We start from the raw sequence: 17,183 nt of genomic DNA on the forward strand, positions 1-17,183 counted from the left end.
CGGCCTTGGCCGGCCCCTTTTTTCATGGCGGCGCGCATCACGCCATTCGTCGCACAGAACCCTCCGCCCGGCCGTTGTTCATCAAGCGTTAGCGACGATCTGAGACCCTTGTTCCTTCACGGAAGAACGGGTCATGGCCTCCTTCGCTGACCAGTACGCAGAGTTGCTGCGTGTCATGGCGGTCCGCCGGGCGGGCGCGCTCGTGCGGCTCGTCATCACGGTCGGCGTTTGCGTCCTCGTCTATTCCGTCACCGGCGGCGCATGGGCCTGGATCTGGCTCTGGGGCCTGGCCTTCGGCGTCATCGACGCGGTGGTGTTGCTGTCTCGCGACGCCAAGTGGCTGGAGCCCTGGCGGACTCCCAATCGGGCGCGCATGGCGGCGTTAGTCGTCGTTACCGCATTGCCCTCTACCATCTGGGCGTCCGCGGCTATCCCGATGTGGCTAGCCCCGGGGGGCGGGCTCTATGGACCCGTGGCCGCGCTATTGATCCTTGGCGGCGGCTTGCTCCACGTCATCGCCCTGTCCACCCATTCCCGGATCGCGTTCATCTGTACAACCACGCCGCTGGTCGCCATAGGCGCGGGTGTGGTCCTCGCCGATCGCGCGGCTGACCCTGGCATGAAGGCCGTGCTGCTGATCGGCGGCGCCATGGTGGCGGTCAACGCCCTCACCTCCTGGCGCTCCGCGGCTCAATCCCTGCTCAACGAGAAGGCGCTGGTCGCCGAGCACGACCGTCGCCGGGCCGAGGCAGAAGCGACGGCCGCCGCTAAATCCGCCTTCGTGGCGGTGGTCTGCCACGAGCTGCGCACCCCAATCAGCGCCATCCTGTCGGGCGCGACCCTGCTGGAACGCAACGCCACAGACCCGGCGACGCGCACCCAGACCCAGGTGATCGGCGACGCCGGCGCCATGATGCGCAACCTGCTCAACGATTTGCTTGACTTGTCGCGCATCGAGGCCGGCCGCCTGTCGGTGGAGACGGTGGCGTTCGATATCCGCCAGACGCTGTCGGACGTGATGCGGCTGTGGCGTCCCGAGGCGGCCAAGAAGCAGCTACGCCTGCGGGTTGAAGGCTCCGCCAGCCTGCCGCGCTGGGTTCAGGGCGATCCGACTCGGCTGCGCCAAATCCTCAATAATCTGCTGTCCAACGCCATCAAGTTCACGCCCGCCGGATCGGTGACGCTCAAGGTCAGGGCGGTCGAAGACGACGATGGCAAGGTGGCGCTGGAGCTCAGCGTTGTCGACACCGGTCCAGGCTTTGACGCGGAGGCGGCGCAGCGTCTGTTCACCGCTTTCAACCAGCTCAACGCTGGCGTGGCGTCCAAGTACGGCGGTTCCGGCCTGGGCCTGGCGATCAGCCGCGAACTGGCCCGCCTGATGGGCGGCGAGTTGACGGTCGATAGCCGCGCCGGCGAAGGGGCCGCCTTCACCCTGGCGCTGAATATGGAGATTTCGGACTCGCCGCCGCCGGCCAACGAGCCAACCCTGGCTGGGGTGCGGGTATTGGCGGTGGATGACCATGTGCTCAACCGGCGGGCGCTCGAGGTGATCCTGGAGCCCTTCGGAGTCTTGCCTGTCACCGCGGATTCCGGAGAGGCCGCGCTCGATATCCTGTCCAAGCAGCCCTTTGATGTAATTCTGATGGACCTCTACATGCCGGGAATGGACGGCCGTGACGCCGTGCGCCGCCTGCGCCGTGAAACTGGCCCCAATCAGAAGACCCCGGTGATCGCGGTGACCGCCTCGGCCACCGCCAAGGACTGGGACGACTGTCGCGAGGCGGGCATGGAGGCGCATGTGGCCAAGCCCGTGATCCCGGCCGAACTGCATGCGGCCCTTCGCCAAGTGCTTACCTCGCGCGCCATCGCCGCCGAGGCGGCGTAGGAGCAAAGCTGGCGCCGTCCTCGGGGGCCTAGCACTACCTGGATATCAGTCGATCCTCACAGCCTTGCAGAACAATGTTCGGCATGTGGCTCGGCCTGCAATATTCGCGTGTCGGACAGCTGCGTAATCCTGGTTGTATTGAGGCAAAAATCCGCGCGATAGTAGCTTCGATACGGATCATTATTTTATGCGCGATCTTCCGGACACTTACGCGCGCCTTCTGGAGGCGGCGGACGCCCGCCGCCGGCACATGCCGCTGCGGGTGGTTACGGCTATCCCGATCGCGCTCGTCGCTTATCTGATCACGGATGTGGCCGCGATCTGGGGCTGGATGGGCGTCTATGTCGCCGCCCAGCTCTTCGAGGTCTGGGTCCTGCGGCCCTCACGGCGGGATCGATGGCGTGCGCCGTCCCTGGGCCGAATGATCTTCATTCTCGCCCTTTTCGTGATCCCCGCCATGATCATGTCTATCGTCGCCGCCGGGCTCTGGCTGGTGGGCGGGCGCTATGCCCCGGCTCTGGCGGTGTTCCTGATCTCGGGGTCGGTGATCAATCTGATCGTTATCAGCGCCGCATCGCGGATCGCCTTCCTGACCTCCTCGGCGCCTTATCTGCTCACCGCCGCGGCGGTGGTCGTGCTCGATCCCAACCTGCCGCCGCTCTATCGACCGCTGATGATCCTGGCGGCGATCATCATGCTCAGCAGCTCCCTGGTCACCTGGCGCATGTTCGAGCGGGCGCTGAAGGGTCAGCAGGCCGCTGTCCTCGCTCTCGACAAGAAGCGGTTGGAGGCCGAGGCGGCCCTCAAGGCCAAGTCCGGCTATATTTCCACGGTCAGCCAGGAGCTGAAGGCGCCGATCAACGCCATCCTGTCATCGGCCGCCCAACTTCAGGGGCCAACCCCGCCCTCCTCCACCATTCGCGGTCAAGCCCAGCGCATCGCCCGCTCCGGCGCGACCATGCGTGGCTTGCTCAATGACCTGGCCGATTTCGCGCGCCTGGAAACGGGCGGCATGCTGATCGAGCACATTCCGTTCGACTTGCGGCGCAAGGGTCACGACGTCCTGCGCGCTTGGCGACCCACGGCCAAGCGGATGGGCCTGCGGCTGCGCGTCGAGGGCGGCGTCTCCCTGCCGCGTTGGGTGAACGGCGATCCCATGAGGATCAGCCAGGCGCTCAACGCCCTGCTGGCCAACGCCATTCGAAATACCCGGAGAGGCGGCGTCACGATCCGGCTCGCCTCCGACAGAAGTGCGAACGACGGTCGCATCGGGATCAGCGTCGTTGTCGCTGACACCGGTCCCGGGCTGTCGCCCGAGGCTCTGGAGCAGACGTTCTCGCCGTTCGAGCAGGTCGGCGCCCATATCGACGGAGGCAGCGCTCTGGGCTTGGCGATCAGCCGCGAGTTGGCCCGTTTGATGGGCGGCGACCTCACCGTCGAGAGTCGCGAGGGCGAGGGCAGCGTCTTCACCCTGCGATTCCGCGTCTACGCCATCGATGCGCCGGAAGCCCAGGACGTGATGTCGGCGGTGATCGGGTCGCGGGTTCTGATGGTCGGATCGGACGGTCTGCAAGGCCGGGTCGTCGAGCTTCTGGCTCCGCTCGGCCTGCGCCCTGCCATCGCGCCGACCAGCGAGGCGGCTCTGGCCATACTGGCGCGTCAGCCTTTCGACATTGTCCTGATGGACGCCGACCTACCCGGCGCCGGAGGGTTCGAGACGACCCGTCAGCTGCGTACCGGCGGTGGGCCCAATCGGGCGATTCCGGTGGTAGGTCTGGTGCCGCACGCGGCGCCGCGTGATTGGGACGGCTGTCGTAAGGCCGGCATGAACAGCTGGGTGTCGGCGGCTTTGGAGGGGTGCGAACTTTACGCCGCCATGGCGGAGGCCCTTGTGGCGCATCGTCGGGCGCTGGACAGCGTTCCGGCCTAGCCGGCCAGCAAGGATTCCAGGCGACGCTTCAAGGCCGCCTCGTCCTTCATTTCGCATTCCCAGACGGTCTCGACCCGCCAGTTCATGGCTTGAAGAGCGTTGAGGGACGCGGTGTCCCGAGCGCGGTTGCGGCCGATCTTGGCCTGCCAATATTCGGCGTTGGCCTTGGGCTCGCGCGCGCCACGCCGGCAGTCGTGGCCATGCCAGAAGCATCCGTGGACAAAGATCGCCAGCTTGCGCCCAGGCAGCACCACGTCGGGCGATCCAGGCAGGTCCTTGCGGTGCAGGCGATAGCGCGCGCCCAGCTGCGTCAGCAGCCGGCGCACGCGCATTTCGGGCTTGGTGTCCTTGCCCTTGACCGTCGCCATGACCGCCGAACGCTTCTGCGCGTCGAACACGTCGGTCATGGAATGGATCTCAGAGCCCCTCGAACAGGGGCGTGGACAGGTAGCGTTCGGCGAAGCTGGGGATGATCGCCACGATCAGCTTGCCGGCATAGGCGTCCTGCGCCGCCAGGTGGAAGGCGGCGGCCAAGGCGGCGCCGGAGGAGATGCCGACTGGCAGGCCCTCGATCGCCGCGGCCTTGCGAGCCATGGCGAAGGCGTCGTCATTGCCGACTTGGACGATATCGTCGATCACGCCGCGATCCAGAATGCCGGGCACGAAGCCCGCGCCGATGCCCTGGATCTTGTGGGGACCGGCCGCCCCGCCCGACAGGACGGGCGAGGCCTCCGGCTCGACCGCCACCATCTTAAGCGACGGCTTGCGGGCTTTGAGCACCTGACCGACGCCGGAGATGGTGCCGCCCGTGCCGACGCCGCTGACCACGGCGTCGACCGCCCCAGCCGTGTCGTTCCAGATTTCCTCGGCGGTGGAGACGCGGTGGATCAGCGGGTTGGCGCTATTCTCGAACTGTTGAGGCATGACCGCGCCGGGCGTGGCGTCGACCAGTTCCTGGGCGCGGGCGACGGCGCCGCGCATGCCCTTTTCAGCCGGGGTCAGCTCCAGCTTGGCGCCAAGCAGCAGCAGCATCTTGCGGCGCTCTATCGACATGCTCTCGGGCATGACGAGGATCAGCTTGTAACCCTTGGCCGCGGCCACGAAGGCCAGGGCGATGCCGGTGTTGCCGCTGGTGGGTTCGACGATGGTCGCGCCCGGCGTCAGGATGCCTTGGGCCTCAAGCGACTCGACCATCGACACGCCGATGCGGTCCTTCACCGAACCGATCGGGTTGAAGAATTCCAGCTTGGCTACGACCTCGCCCTTGGGCTTCAGCTCGGCGGTCAGGCGGGGCAGGCGGACGAGGGGCGTGTCGCCGATGGTGTCGAGGATGGAGTCGTAGATCTTGCCGCGCCCAGCGCGCTTGTAGCGCGCGGCGTCGTACAGGTTGGAAGCGTCATCCATGGCGGAGATTCCGTGACTGGTTTGGTTGGCCGGCCCTAAGCGCGGGACTTTAGGCCCCGAGGCGTCGGCTGTCAGCGGCTCATTCGGCGGCGGCCGCAATCGGTCCGGCCGCGAGGGGCTCAAGAAGATGTTCCGCCAACCAACGGACGACCGGAACCGCCACGCCGTCGCCCATCACGTGAAGACCGCCACTCTGGCTTTTTGGTAGGCGGTATTCCTCAGGCAGGCCCATGAGACGGGCGGCTTCACGGGCGGTAAGCAGGCGCGAGCGGACCTGGCCCTTGTCGATCACCAGCACCGTCTGGCGTGAAGACCCGCCGCGAGGGGTGCGCAGGCAGCCGGCTACGCCGTCGAAACGAACCTCGGCGCGCTGGACGCCGCCACGCATCCGGCGGAACACGGCGCCCACGGCGCGTTCACCCTCAGCTTGAGCAGCCTGCACCCGCGCGAGGTGCAGGGGCGCCATGAGGGCGAGCAGGGCGGCGGTGTCGGCTTCCTTGCGCCAGACGACAGCGCCATCGGGCTCCAGGATGCTCGCCAGATCAGCGTTACGCGCCGGCGGAGCGGGGGCGGCCCACCAGGCCCAGGCCTCTTTCAGCGCCTTGGGCAGGCGATCATACGCATTGCGGACAGCCTCAGTCTGAAAGGGGCTGGGGCCGACCAGATGCTCGGCCGGCGTGCGGGCGGCGATGACGAAGATACGCGGCCGTGACTGGGGGGTGAAGGTGGTGGCGTCGACCTCCAGCGCGCCGACCCGATAGCCGCGCTCGGTCAAGACCCTGCAAAGGGCTTCGAAATCTTGTCCCCTGTTGGAGGTCAGGAGACCGCTGACATTCTCCACAACCAGGACACCGGGTGCGCGGCCGTCCACGTCGAGGGATTCCATCAACCGCCAGAAGCCGAAAAAGGCCGAGGACTTGCCGCCCTGAAGGCCGGCGCGGCCGCCCGCGAGGCTGAAATCCTGGCAGGGCGACGAAGCCCAGGCGAGATCGGCGCGGCCGGGCAGATCGGCCGGTGCGATGGCCCACACGTCGCCTTCGCGCAGATGCTCTTGCGCGTCAGGGAAGTTTTCGCGGTAGGTTCTGGCCTTGAGTGGGTCGAAGTCGTTGGCGAACAGGCACGTCCAGGCCTCGCCGAGGCCCAGGCGGGCCATGCCGCCGCCGGCGAAGAACTCGTAAAAGGAAAAGGGCGCGGCGCGATTCATCGCCGACGCAGGCTAAAGCGTGTTGGGAAGAGACAAAAAGGAAAAGACGATGCGGCGCATCGCTGTTCTGGCCGCGGCCGGACTTCTATCGGCCTGCCAGACGGCTTCCGGGCAATCAGAACAGGCGCCAGCGCCCCTCGCCGTCCCGGATGCGGTAGATGCTCTTGGGACCGAACCGTTCTGGGCTGTGATGGTCGACGCCGATCAGATCGCCCTTACCCGCCCGGATCATCCACCGGCCACCGGCCCCAATTCCGGGCCGACGCGCACCGCGACCTTCGCCCGGTGGGAGACCAAGACGGGGCAGGGCAAATTGAAGCTGACGGTGACGGCCGGCCCGTGTTCGGATGGGATGTCGGACCGGACCTATCCATTCAGCGCCCAGGCGGTGATCGCGGGACGCACGCTGAAAGGTTGCGCGGCCGAGGCGGGCGCGCGGGGAGAGCGCTAGCCTCTGTCGAGGTTGAGCATCGGGATGGCCGACGTCGCTTTGGCGCTGTTGTCGTGATGCGGCACCGGCAGCAGAAGGCCGATGGAAATCGCCAGGACTGCGACGATGACGAGTAGGGCCTTGAGGGCCATGATTTGCTCCACACGGCGGCGCGATCTTTGCGATCGCCGGACCCGTTAACAGCGGCTAACGAACCGCCGAGTTCCTAATGTGGAGCTTGCCGGCCGGAACGGAAGTCCCGGCCGGTTTCGCTATTTTCTGAAGTCTTGGGCCGTCTTTAGAAGACCTCGAACAGGCCGGCGGCGCCCGTTTGAAATCGCGTAGACGATTTCAAACCACTTTTGATGATGGGCGCCGTTATCCGGCCTGGGTCAGAAGACCTCGAACAGGCCGGCGGCGCCCGTTTGAAATCGCATAGACGATTTCAAACCACTTTTGATGATGGGCGCCGTTATCCGGCCTGGGTCAGAAGACCTCGAACAGGCCGGCGGCGCCCGTTTGAAATCGCATAGACGATTTCAAACCACTTTTGATGATGGGCGCCGTTATCCGGCCTGGGTCAGAAGACCTCGAACAGGCCGGCGGCGCCCATGCCGCCGCCGATGCACATGGTCACCACCACGTTCTTGGCCTTACGGCGCTGGCCTTCCATCAGCACGTGGCCGACGCAGCGGGCGCCGGTCATGCCGAACGGGTGGCCAATGGCGATGGAGCCGCCATTGACGTTGTACTTCTCCGGGTCGATGCCCAGGCGATCGCGGCTGTAGAGGCACTGCGAGGCGAAGGCCTCGTTCAGCTCCCACAGGTCGATGTCGTCGACCTTCAGACCGTGACGCTCCAGCAGGCGGGGCACGGCGAAGACCGGGCCGATGCCCATCTCATCCGGCTCGCAGCCAGCGACGGCGAAGCCCTTGAAGACGCCCAGCGGTTTGAGGCCGCGACGCTCGGCTTCCTTGCCTTCCATGATCACCACGGCGGCGGCGCCGTCGGATAGCTGGCTGGCGTTGCCGGCGGTGATGAAGTTACCCGGACCCTTGACCGGCTCCAGCGAGGCCAGGCCCTCCAGGGTGGTGTCGGGACGATTGCACTCATCGCGATCGACCACGTAGTCGACGATGCTCTCTTCCTTGGTGGCCTTGTCGACCTTCTTCATCTTCACGGCCATCGGGACGATCTCGTCCTTGAACAGGCCGTTGGCCTGGGCGGCGGCGATGCGTTGCTGCGAACGCAGGGCGTACTCGTCCTGATACTCGCGGCTGACATTGTAGCGCTTGGCGACGATGTCGGCGGTGTCGATCATCGCCATCCAGAGCGCGGGATGGGTCTTCAGCAGCTTCTCTTCGGTGATGTAGTGGCGATTCATGTGGCCGCCCATCTGCACCAGGGAGATGGATTCCACGCCGCCGCCGATGGCGACGTCCGCGCCGTCGTTCTTCACATAGTTGGCGGCCGAGGCGATGGCCTGCAGGCCCGACGAGCAGAAGCGGTTGATGGTCTGCCCGGAAGTGGTGACGGGCAGGCCGGCCCACATGGCGGCGTTGCGGGCCACGTTCATGCCGGTGGCGCCTTCGGGCCCGCCGCAGCCCAGGACCACGTCCTCGACCTCGGCGCCGTCCAGGCCGGCGCGCTGTACGGCATGCTGGATGGCGTGACCCGCCATGGCCGCGCCATGAGTGTTGTTGAATCCGCCCCGGCCAGACTTGGCGAGACCTGTGCGGGCGTAGGAGACGATGACCGCTTCACGCATGGCGCTTCCCTCAAACGTTAGTTTGAATTGACCCTAGGCCAAGCGAAGGCGACGCGCCAGTTCCCGTAAACGTCAACTTTTCTGACGCTGGGGCAGCCTAAGCCTTTCGGCCGAGCATGCCGCCGACGCCGGGGATCGAGGCGAGGGTGTCGCCCAGCAGATCGCGCCCGCCGGCCCGCTCGCGAACCCACTCGCCAGCGACTGGAAGCATGGCTTGGAGGCCGTCCGAGCTTATCCCGTCGCGGGAAAGCTTTTGCATCATGGCCATGGCGTCGGACATAGCCGCGCCGCCGGCGCCGCCCGCCGCCTTCATGAGGCCGCCGAACAGGCCGGACTTGGCGGGAGCAGCGGCGGCTTCGGCGGCCAGACCCTCCGCGCCCGGCGCGGCGCTGAACAGTTGCGCCACCTTGGCCGGCTCGCCATGCTTGGCGATCAGCGACAGGGCGCCGGCCAGAGCCTTGCGGGCCTGATCGTGGGATAGCGAGGTCTTGGCCGATATCTCGACGATCAGGTCTTCAATCACGGAAATCTCCTTCACCCACGATCGGGCCTGGGAAGAACGACCAGGCCGTCGGGAAGTTCGTTGGGGTTGCCTGCTCGGGGCGGCACATACTCGGCCAGAATCTGGCCGGAGCGCTCGACAGCCGCGACGAAGCCGCTGGCCGCGTCGCCCTTTTTGAGGCCGGCGATCAGCAGATCGACCACCTCGTCCCAGACCTCGCGCGGCGCCTTGGCGTAGATGCCCTCGTCGGCGACCACCTCGGCGCGATGGTCGGCGACCGAGGCGAACAGCAGCACACCTGTGCGGCCTTCGGTCAGATGCAGGCCGTGGCTGAGGAACTGTTGCATGGCGGCCTGATGCACCCGCGCTGTCTTCAGCGGTCCTGGCGTCAGGGCGCGCCGCACCGGCCCTAGCGAGACAACCAGGGCGGCGGTGACGAAGACGACCGCCTGGATGGCGATGTAGATCGACAGGGCCGAGAAGATGGTGGCGTCGCTGGCCGTCTCGTGCGCGACGGTCCAGCCACCGAACAGGTCGGTCAACATGTGCGGGCGCAGGCCGGCGAAGAGCGCCAGCGCCGGCAAGACGAGCGCGCTGGCGGCCGCCCAAACCAGCGGCGTCTCCTTATAATCGGACACCTCTGGCGCCAAGACGCAGTAGATTTCGCCCGCCGTCGTGCTCTCTGCCTTGGCCACAGCCGCGGCGATGCGTTGGTGGTCTTGCTTGCTCAGGTCCATCACCAGCTCCCCGAAGATCCGCCGCCGCCGAAAGAGCCGCCGCCACCTCCGCCCCATCCGCCGCCGCCGCCGGACCAGCCGCCGCCACCGCCGCGGCCATTGCCGAGCGAGCCGAGGATGATCCACGGAAGGGCGGAAGCCAGTCCGCCTCTGCGTCGGCGTCCGCCGGGAAGCAGCCGGGTGATGAAGAAAAAGATCAGCAGGCCGATGATGACGGCTGCTCCAGCGCCGCCCTTGCTGTGGCGCTCAGGCTGTTCCGCAGCCTGGGCGACCTTGGCCTTGGCCGCCTCTTCCGGCAGCGAGAGCTGTTCGAGAACCGCTTCGGCGCCTGCGACGACCCCGCCCTCCATGTCTCCTTCACGGAAACGGGGAAGGACCTGAGTCTGCAGGATGACGCTGGACAGAGTGTCGGTCAGAACAGGTTCAAGGCCATAGCCGACCTCAATGCGGACCTTGCGGTCATTGGGGGCGACCAGGAACAGCGCCCCGTCGTCCTCCTTCTCCCGTCCGATCTTCCAGTGCCGGCCGAGCTGGTAGCCGTAGTCTTCGATCTCGTAGCCCTGCAGGCTGGGCAGGGTGGCGACCACCAGCTGGCGGCCGGTGGTCTCTTCCAGCGCCGCCAGCCTTTCGGTGAGCGCCGCCTCGGTCTGAGGCGACAGGATGTTCGCCTCGTCGACCACCCGTCCCGTCAGCTTGGGAAAGGTAGGCGCGGCGAGGGCAGGCAGGGCCAGGAGGACCGCCGCCATCGCGATGGCGAGCAGTCCTCCGACGCGCAGGGTGCGGAGATCGAGGGTCATGAACCTACTGCGGCTGGGCCGGAGCCGCCGCCGGAGCGGTCGGGGCGTCGAAGCTCACCGTCGGCGCCGACTGGGCCGCGGCGCTGGCCGAGAACGGCACCGCCGGCTTGGCCCAGCGATGGACGGTCCCGGCCCACAGCGCGCCGGGGAAGGTGCGGATCTCGGTGTTGTAGACGCGCACGCTCTCATTGTAGTCGCGCCGGGCGATGGTGATCCGGTTCTCGGTGCCTTCCAGCTGGCTCTGCAGGGCCAGGAAGTTCTGGTTGGACTTCAGGTCCGGATAGTTCTCGGTGATCATCATCAGACGACCGAGCACGCCCGACAGCTGGTCCTGGGCCCGGGCGTAACGCTCGAAGGCGGCGGGGTCGGTGATGGTGGAGGCGTCCACCTTCACCTGGGTCGCGCCGGCGCGCGCCTCGGTCACCGCCACGAGCACGTTCTGCTCCTGGGCCGCATAACCTTTGACGGTGGCGACCAGATTCGGGATCAAGTCCGACCGGCGCTGGTACTGGTTCTGCACCTCGGCCCATGAGGCCTTCACCTGCTCGTCGCGAGTGGGAATGGTGTTCACGCCGCAGCCGGCGAGGCCGATGGCGAGGGCCAGCGGCAAGGCAAGCTTGGCGGCCGATTTCAGAAAGCGATTCATTCATCCCTCCAGGGCGGACGGTCATGCCCGCACAGCGACGTTAGATAAGGACAGGCCGGACCCCCTGTCAGGGCTGTCGAGGTTAAACCTTGTCCATCTCAGGTCGGCGAGCTTGCTGGACCGCGTCGGCCACGCCTATGAGAAATTTCGACGGCGTTGAAAATTTCGCTTTGCGGCTTTCGGCGCCCCTGTTATCTAAACAATGCTTAGTTCGCGCTGAGCCGCCGATGGGGATATCGGCGGCGATCCCCCGGCGCGGCTGGCCAGTGCTCGATCTCCGCTTATTTAGACAAACCCGAAAACGCCCGGAGGGCTCCCCATGAAGCTCCATACCCTGGCGGCTGGCGCCGCCTTGTCCCTGATGTTCGCGCTGCCGGCCCTGGCCGACGGCAAGATCTCCGCCACCCTGGCCTCGCCGGTCGCCGGCAAGACCAAGGTCGTCGCCGCAGGCGCCGTCTTCGCCTGCGAAGGCACTGAATGCGTTTCAAGCTCGGCTCCTAGCCGCGCGCTCACGGCTGCTGGCTGCAAGGCCCTGGCCAAGGAAGTGGGCCGCGTTTCGGCCTATGCGGGCGACCGCAAGTCGCTGGAGGCGGCTGAACTGGATCGCTGCAATGTGGGCCAGTCGCCCGCCGCGACCCAGACGGCCGCCAACTAAGAATTTTACCGGCCGCGTATCTGGCCAGATCGTTCCTCGATCAAGACCCTGGGGCGGCTTCGGCCGCCCTCCTTATTCGGGGTCGGGATGGGCGGCTTCGGCCGCCCTCTTTATTCTTTCCGCATTACACTTCTATCTGCACGGCATGACCGCGTCCTCGAATCTCCTGGCTTCCCTGCAATCGGCCATGACCGCCGCCGCCGCCGAGGCGGGGGGCGTTGAGCCGGTTTCGATCACGATCGACTACGGCGAGGCTGCCGCAGCGGAAGGTGCTAGCGCCGAGGCGACAGTCGAGCGCGCCACCCGCACCCTGGTCTTCATACAGGCCAGGGCGGTTTCACCCGAAGGCGCCGTAGCGGCCGCGGCCAGCGCCATCTTCCGCATCCCGACCGCGACGTAGCTTTCGCTACAACCGTGATCGGCGGCCTCGGTTGCGGGGGCGAAAAGCACATGCTATCAGGCGCGCGGCTTCGGCCCGGCGGTTTTTAACGATCGCGGGGCGCAAGTGCTTTTTTCAAGCACAATCAAGCCTTTAATATCGCGACGGAATTAACGTTTCGGCCGCGAACGACAAGCAAACCCACCGGGCGGATTTACGTGGCGGACCATACCAAGACGACGGATGCGGGCGATCGATACGCCCAGGCCCTCTTCGACCTGGCCAACGAAGCCGGTCAGATGGCGGCCGTCGAGGCTGACCTGAAGAGTCTGAAGGCGGCCCACGCCGAAAGCGCCGATCTGCGCCGTCTGCTGAGCAACCCGACCTTCACCGCCGAAGACAAGGCCGCCGGCCTGAACGCCATCGCCAAGAAGGCGAAGTTCAACGGGGTCACCATCAAGTTCCTCGGCCTGCTGGCCGCCAACCGCCGCTCGACCGACCTGGTGTCGGCGATCGTCGCCTTCGAGCGCCTCTCGGCTGCTCAGCGCGGCGTCGTCTCCGCCGAGGTGGTCTCCGCCGCTCCGCTCAGCGCCGCCCAGTCCAAGGGTGTCGCCCAGGCCCTGCGCACCGCGCTCGGCAAGGAGCCCGAAATCTCGACGCGCGTCGATCCGTCCCTCCTGGGCGGCCTGAAGGTGCGTGTCGGTTCGCGTCTGTTCGATGCTTCGCTGAAGTCGAAGCTCGATTCCCTGAAATTCGCCCTGAAGAGAGCCTGAGCCGCAATGGACATCCGCGCCGCCGAAATTTCGGCCATCCTGAAGTCCCAGATCGCCAACTTCGGCGAAGAAGCCGATGTCTCCGACGTCGGCTCCGTGCTGTCCGTCGGCGACGGCATCGCCCGTGTCTTCGGTCTGGACAAGGTCCAAGCCGGTGAAATGGTCGAGTTCCCCAGCGCCGGCGTGAAGGGCATGGCCCTGAACCTGGAGCGCGACAACGTCGGCGTCGTTATCTTCGGCGACGACCGCAACGTGCGCGAAGGCGATGAAGTCCGTCGTCTCGGCGAGATCGTGGACGTGCCGGTCGGCAAGGGTCTGCTGGGTCGCGTCGTGAACCCGCTGGGCGAGCCGATCGACGGCAAGGGCCCGATCAAGAACGTGGCCGAGCGGCGTCGCGTGGACGTGAAGGCTCCGGGCATCATCCCCCGCAAGTCGGTTCACGAGCCCGTGCAGACCGGCCTGAAGGCCATCGACACCCTGATCCCCGTCGGCCGCGGCCAGCGCGAACTGATCATCGGTGACCGCCAGACCGGCAAGACCGCCGTGGCGATCGACACCATCCTGAACCAGAAGGCCGTCAACGCCGGCACGGACGAGAGCGCCAAGCTCTATTGCGTCTATGTCGCCATCGGCCAGAAGCGCTCCACCGTCGCCCGCATCGTCAAGACGCTCGAGGACAACGGCGCGCTGGACTACACCATCGTGGTCTCGGCCACCGCGTCCGAACCGGCCCCGCTGCAGTTCCTGGCCCCGTTCTCGGGTTGCGCCATGGGCGAGTGGTTCCGCGACAACGGCATGCACGCCCTGATCATCTATGACGATCTGTCCAAGCAGGCCGTCGCCTATCGTCAGATGTCGCTGCTGCTGCGCCGCCCGCCGGGCCGCGAAGCCTATCCGGGCGACGTGTTCTACCTGCACTCTCGCCTGCTGGAGCGCGCCGCCAAGCTGAACGAGGACTACGGTTCGGGTTCGCTGACGGCCCTGCCGCTGATCGAGACCCAGGCCAACGACGTGTCGGCCTATATCCCGACCAACGTGATCTCGATCACCGACGGCCAGATCTTCCTCGAGACGGACCTGTTCTATCAGGGCATCCGTCCGGCGGTGAACGTCGGCATCTCGGTGTCGCGCGTGGGCTCCTCGGCCCAGATCAAGGCGATGAAGCAGGTGGCCGGTCCCATCAAGGGCGAGCTGGCGCAGTATCGTGAAATGGCCGCCTTCGCGAAGTTCGGCTCGGACCTGGACGCCGCCACCCAGCGACTGCTGGCCCGTGGTGAGCGCCTGACCGAGCTGCTGAAGCAGCCGCAATACGCGCCCCTGTCGGTCGAAGAACAGGTCTGCGTGATCTACGCCGGCACCCGCGGCTACCTGGACAAGATCCCGACCGCCTCGGTCGGCCGCTTCGAGTCCGAGTTCCTGTCGCGTCTGCACAGCCAGCATAAGGATCTGCTGGACGGCATCCGCACCAAGAAGGCTCTCGACGATACGCTGGAAGGCAAGCTGAAGAGCGCGCTGGAAAGCTTCTCGGCGACCTTCGCCTAAGCCCTCGGAACGCTCGGAGAAAGAGTAGCGCCGAATGGCCAGCCTGAAGGAAATGCGCAATCGGATCTCGAGCGTGAAAGCCACGCAGAAGATCACGAAAGCAATGCAGATGGTGGCGGCGGCCAAGCTGCGCCGCTCGCAGGACGCCGCCGAAAGCGCGCGTCCCTATGCGACGCGGCTCGCCAGCGTGATCGCCAACCTGTCGGCGGGCGTGTCGGGCGACGGCCCCAAGCTGCTGTCGGGCACGGGATCGGATCAGCGTCACCTGGTGGTGGTCGCCACTTCGGACCGTGGTCTGGCCGGCGGTTTCAACAGCGCGATCGTTCGCGCCGCCAAGGACTTCGCCTCAGCGCGCCTGTCTGAAGGCAAGGACGTCAAGATCATCACCGTGGGCAAGAAGGCTCGCGATCCCCTGCGCCGCGTGTTCGGCGAAGAGCGGATCGTCGAGAGCTTCGAGCTTTCGGGCCAGCGCACCCTGACGCTCGCCAGCGCCCAGCCGGTGGCCGACGCTATCACCCGCATTTTCGAGGCGGGCGAGGCCGATGTCGTCACTCTGTTCTACAGCCGCTACAAGTCGGTGGTGTCGCAGGTTCCGACCGCGCGCCAACTGGTGCCGGCGGCGGTGGAGAGCGATGCTCCGGCCAAGTCCGGCGAAGCGGTCTACACCTACGAGCCGTCCGAGGAGGAAATCCTCGAGACGCTGCTGCCCCGCTATCTGACGGTTCAGATTCTGTCCGCGCTGCTCGAGAACCAGGCCGGCTTCTATGCCAGCCAGATGAGCGCCATGGACAACGCCACGCGCAATGCCGGCGACATGATCCGTCGCTACACCCTTGAATATAACCGCACCCGCCAGGCGCAGATCACCAAGGAGTTGATCGAGATCATCTCCGGCGCCGAAGCTATCTGACGAAAGACGATTGAAGCTCGCCATGGCCAAGACCCCTGCTACGGCCCCCAAGGCCGCCGCCCCGAAGGCTGCTAAAGCCGCCGCCGCTCCGAAAGCCGCCGCTCCGAAAGCCGCCGCGCCGAAGAAGGCTGCTGCGCCGAAGGCTCCCGCGAAGGCCGCCGCCACCAAGGCGCTGGTCCCCGTCGGCGCGACCGGCCGCATCGTCCAGGTGATCGGCGCCGTCGTCGACGTCGAGTTCACCGGCGCCCTGCCGGCGATCCTCAATGCGCTGGAGACCACCAACACCGACCAGCGCACCGGCGAGACGTTCCGCCTGGTTCTGGAAGTCGCCCAGCACCTGGGTGAGAACACGGTCCGCACCATCGCCATGGACACCACCGAGGGCCTGACCCGCGGTCAGCGGGTGAGCGACACGGGTAACGCCATCAACGTGCCGGTCGGCCCCGCCACCCTGGGCCGTATCATGAACGTGGTCGGCGATCCGATCGACGAAGGCGGCCCGATCGCCACGGCCGAGCGTCGCCCGATCCACGCTGAGGCCCCGTCCTTCGCCGAGCAGACCACGACCGCCGAAGTGCTCGTCACCGGCATCAAGGTCATCGACCTGCTCTGCCCCTACACCAAGGGCGGCAAGATCGGCCTGTTCGGCGGCGCCGGCGTCGGCAAGACCGTGACCATGCAGGAACTGATCAACAACATCGCCAAGGCCTACGGCGGTTATTCGGTTCTGGCCGGCGTGGGTGAACGCACCCGCGAAGGCAACGACCTCTATCACGAGATGATCGAGTCCGGCGTGAACAAGGCTGGCGGCGGCGAAGGCAGCCGTTGCGCACTGGTCTATGGTCAGATGAACGAGCCTCCCGGCGCCCGTGCCCGCGTGGCTCTGACCGGTCTGGCCCAGGCCGAGTACTTCCGCGACGAAGAAGGCAAAGACGTGCTGCTCTTCGTCGACAACATCTTCCGCTTCACCCAAGCCGGCGCCGAAGTGTCGGCTCTGCTGGGCCGCATCCCCTCGGCCGTGGGTTATCAGCCCACCCTGGCCACCGAGATGGGCAACCTGCAGGAGCGCATCACCTCGACCAGCAAGGGTTCGATCACCTCGGTCCAGGCCGTGTACGTTCCCGCCGACGACCTGACCGACCCGGCGCCCGCCACCTCGTTCGCCCACTTGGACGCGACGACCGTGCTGAGCCGCGACATCGCCGCCCAGGCCATCTTCCCGGCCGTGGACCCGCTGGACTCCACCAGCCGGATCATGGACCCGAACGTTATCGGCGAAGAGCACTATGCCGTCGCCCGCCGCGTTCAGGAGATCCTGCAGCAGTACAAGTCGCTGAAGGACATCATCGCGATCCTGGGCATGGATGAGCTGTCTGAAGACGACAAGCTGGTCGTCGCCCGCGCCCGCAAGATCCAGCGCTTCCTGTCGCAGCCGTTCCACGTGGCCGAGCAGTTCACCAACCTGCCGGGCGTGTTCGTGTCGCTGGAAGACACGATCCGCTCGTTCAAGGCGATCTGCGACGGCGGCTACGACCACCTGCCGGAGCCGGCCTTCTACAACGTCGGCACCATCGAGGAAGCCGTCGCCAAGGCCGAGAAGCTGGCCGCGGAAGCCGCCTGA

Annotated in this window: 18 protein-coding genes; 9 read left to right on the top strand and 9 right to left on the bottom strand. The window is 66.5% G+C overall.

Annotated elements, in window-relative coordinates; all coding sequences use genetic code 11:
• Nucleotides 1–133 precede the first annotated feature (133 nt).
• Nucleotides 134–1,885 carry an ATP-binding response regulator gene (locus O5K31_RS00890; protein WP_269715252.1) on the top strand — a complete coding sequence of 584 codons (1,752 nt, stop codon included), beginning with the start codon at nucleotides 134–136 and terminating at the stop codon, nucleotides 1,883–1,885.
• 187 nt (nucleotides 1,886–2,072) lie between these two features.
• Nucleotides 2,073–3,815, top strand: coding sequence for a hybrid sensor histidine kinase/response regulator (locus tag O5K31_RS00895; RefSeq protein WP_269715253.1), 1,743 nt, complete (start codon nucleotides 2,073–2,075; stop codon nucleotides 3,813–3,815).
• Here O5K31_RS00895 and O5K31_RS00900 read toward each other — a convergent pair.
• The 3 genes from O5K31_RS00900 to O5K31_RS00910 form a co-directional block, all read right to left on the bottom strand.
• A complete protein-coding gene (locus O5K31_RS00900; RefSeq protein WP_269715254.1) occupies nucleotides 3,812–4,222 on the bottom strand; it encodes a very short patch repair endonuclease in 411 nt (136 codons plus the stop codon). The genes O5K31_RS00895 and O5K31_RS00900 overlap by 4 nt on opposite strands.
• Before the next feature lie 10 nt (nucleotides 4,223–4,232).
• The gene (gene cysK / locus O5K31_RS00905) at nucleotides 4,233–5,219 is read right to left on the bottom strand and encodes a cysteine synthase A (protein ID WP_269715255.1); all 987 of its coding nucleotides are present in this window, start codon (nucleotides 5,217–5,219) and stop codon (nucleotides 4,233–4,235) included.
• A gap of 79 nt (nucleotides 5,220–5,298) precedes the next feature.
• Complete coding sequence (locus tag O5K31_RS00910; RefSeq protein ID WP_269715256.1) at nucleotides 5,299–6,423, bottom strand: DNA cytosine methyltransferase; 1,125 nt, start codon at nucleotides 6,421–6,423, stop codon at nucleotides 5,299–5,301.
• Between the two features lie 49 nt (nucleotides 6,424–6,472).
• Between O5K31_RS00910 and O5K31_RS00915 the strand changes: the two genes are divergently transcribed.
• The gene (locus tag O5K31_RS00915; RefSeq protein ID WP_269715257.1) at nucleotides 6,473–6,874 is read left to right on the top strand and encodes a COG3650 family protein; all 402 of its coding nucleotides are present in this window, start codon (nucleotides 6,473–6,475) and stop codon (nucleotides 6,872–6,874) included.
• On the opposite strand, the gene O5K31_RS00920 is transcribed toward O5K31_RS00915, so the two are convergent.
• From O5K31_RS00920 to O5K31_RS00945, 6 genes are all read right to left on the bottom strand, one after another.
• Complete coding sequence (locus O5K31_RS00920) at nucleotides 6,871–7,005, bottom strand: hypothetical protein (RefSeq protein ID WP_269715258.1); 135 nt, start codon at nucleotides 7,003–7,005, stop codon at nucleotides 6,871–6,873. The two genes, O5K31_RS00915 and O5K31_RS00920, sit on opposite strands and share 4 nt — an antisense overlap.
• Before the next feature lie 428 nt (nucleotides 7,006–7,433).
• Entirely contained in the window at nucleotides 7,434–8,621 is a 1,188-nt protein-coding gene (locus O5K31_RS00925) for an acetyl-CoA C-acyltransferase (RefSeq protein ID WP_269715259.1), read from the bottom strand.
• 97 nt (nucleotides 8,622–8,718) lie between these two features.
• On the bottom strand, nucleotides 8,719–9,144 hold the full coding sequence (locus tag O5K31_RS00930; protein ID WP_269715260.1) for a DUF2780 domain-containing protein: 426 nt from the start codon (nucleotides 9,142–9,144) through the stop codon (nucleotides 8,719–8,721).
• A gap of 11 nt (nucleotides 9,145–9,155) precedes the next feature.
• Entirely contained in the window at nucleotides 9,156–9,860 is a 705-nt protein-coding gene (locus O5K31_RS00935; protein WP_269715261.1) for a TPM domain-containing protein, read from the bottom strand.
• Entirely contained in the window at nucleotides 9,860–10,657 is a 798-nt protein-coding gene (locus O5K31_RS00940; protein WP_269715262.1) for a TPM domain-containing protein, read from the bottom strand. Before O5K31_RS00940 ends, O5K31_RS00935 begins: the two co-directional genes overlap by 1 nt.
• 4 nt (nucleotides 10,658–10,661) lie before the next feature.
• The gene (locus O5K31_RS00945) at nucleotides 10,662–11,303 is read right to left on the bottom strand and encodes a LemA family protein (protein ID WP_269715263.1); all 642 of its coding nucleotides are present in this window, start codon (nucleotides 11,301–11,303) and stop codon (nucleotides 10,662–10,664) included.
• 319 nt (nucleotides 11,304–11,622) lie between these two features.
• On the opposite strand from O5K31_RS00945, the gene O5K31_RS00950 reads away from it, so the two are divergent.
• The 6 genes from O5K31_RS00950 (at nucleotide 11,623) to atpD (ending at nucleotide 17,183) form a co-directional block, all read left to right on the top strand.
• A complete protein-coding gene (locus tag O5K31_RS00950) occupies nucleotides 11,623–11,958 on the top strand; it encodes a CC_3452 family protein (RefSeq protein ID WP_269715264.1) in 336 nt (111 codons plus the stop codon).
• Between the two features lie 145 nt (nucleotides 11,959–12,103).
• Nucleotides 12,104–12,358, top strand: coding sequence for a hypothetical protein (locus O5K31_RS00955; protein ID WP_269715265.1), 255 nt, complete (start codon nucleotides 12,104–12,106; stop codon nucleotides 12,356–12,358).
• A 197-nt stretch (nucleotides 12,359–12,555) separates the two neighbouring features.
• Nucleotides 12,556–13,110: a F0F1 ATP synthase subunit delta gene (locus O5K31_RS00960; protein WP_269715266.1), complete on the top strand. Its 555-nt coding sequence runs from the start codon at nucleotides 12,556–12,558 to the stop codon at nucleotides 13,108–13,110.
• 6 nt (nucleotides 13,111–13,116) lie between these two features.
• The gene (gene atpA, locus O5K31_RS00965; RefSeq protein WP_269715267.1) at nucleotides 13,117–14,652 is read left to right on the top strand and encodes a F0F1 ATP synthase subunit alpha; all 1,536 of its coding nucleotides are present in this window, start codon (nucleotides 13,117–13,119) and stop codon (nucleotides 14,650–14,652) included.
• Nucleotides 14,653–14,686: 34 nt separating this feature from the next.
• Entirely contained in the window at nucleotides 14,687–15,562 is an 876-nt protein-coding gene (locus O5K31_RS00970) for a F0F1 ATP synthase subunit gamma (protein ID WP_269715268.1), read from the top strand.
• A gap of 22 nt (nucleotides 15,563–15,584) precedes the next feature.
• Complete coding sequence (gene atpD / locus O5K31_RS00975) at nucleotides 15,585–17,183, top strand: F0F1 ATP synthase subunit beta (protein ID WP_269715269.1); 1,599 nt, start codon at nucleotides 15,585–15,587, stop codon at nucleotides 17,181–17,183.

Source organism: Caulobacter sp. NIBR2454 (assembly GCF_027474405.1).
GTDB lineage: Bacteria > Pseudomonadota > Alphaproteobacteria > Caulobacterales > Caulobacteraceae > Caulobacter.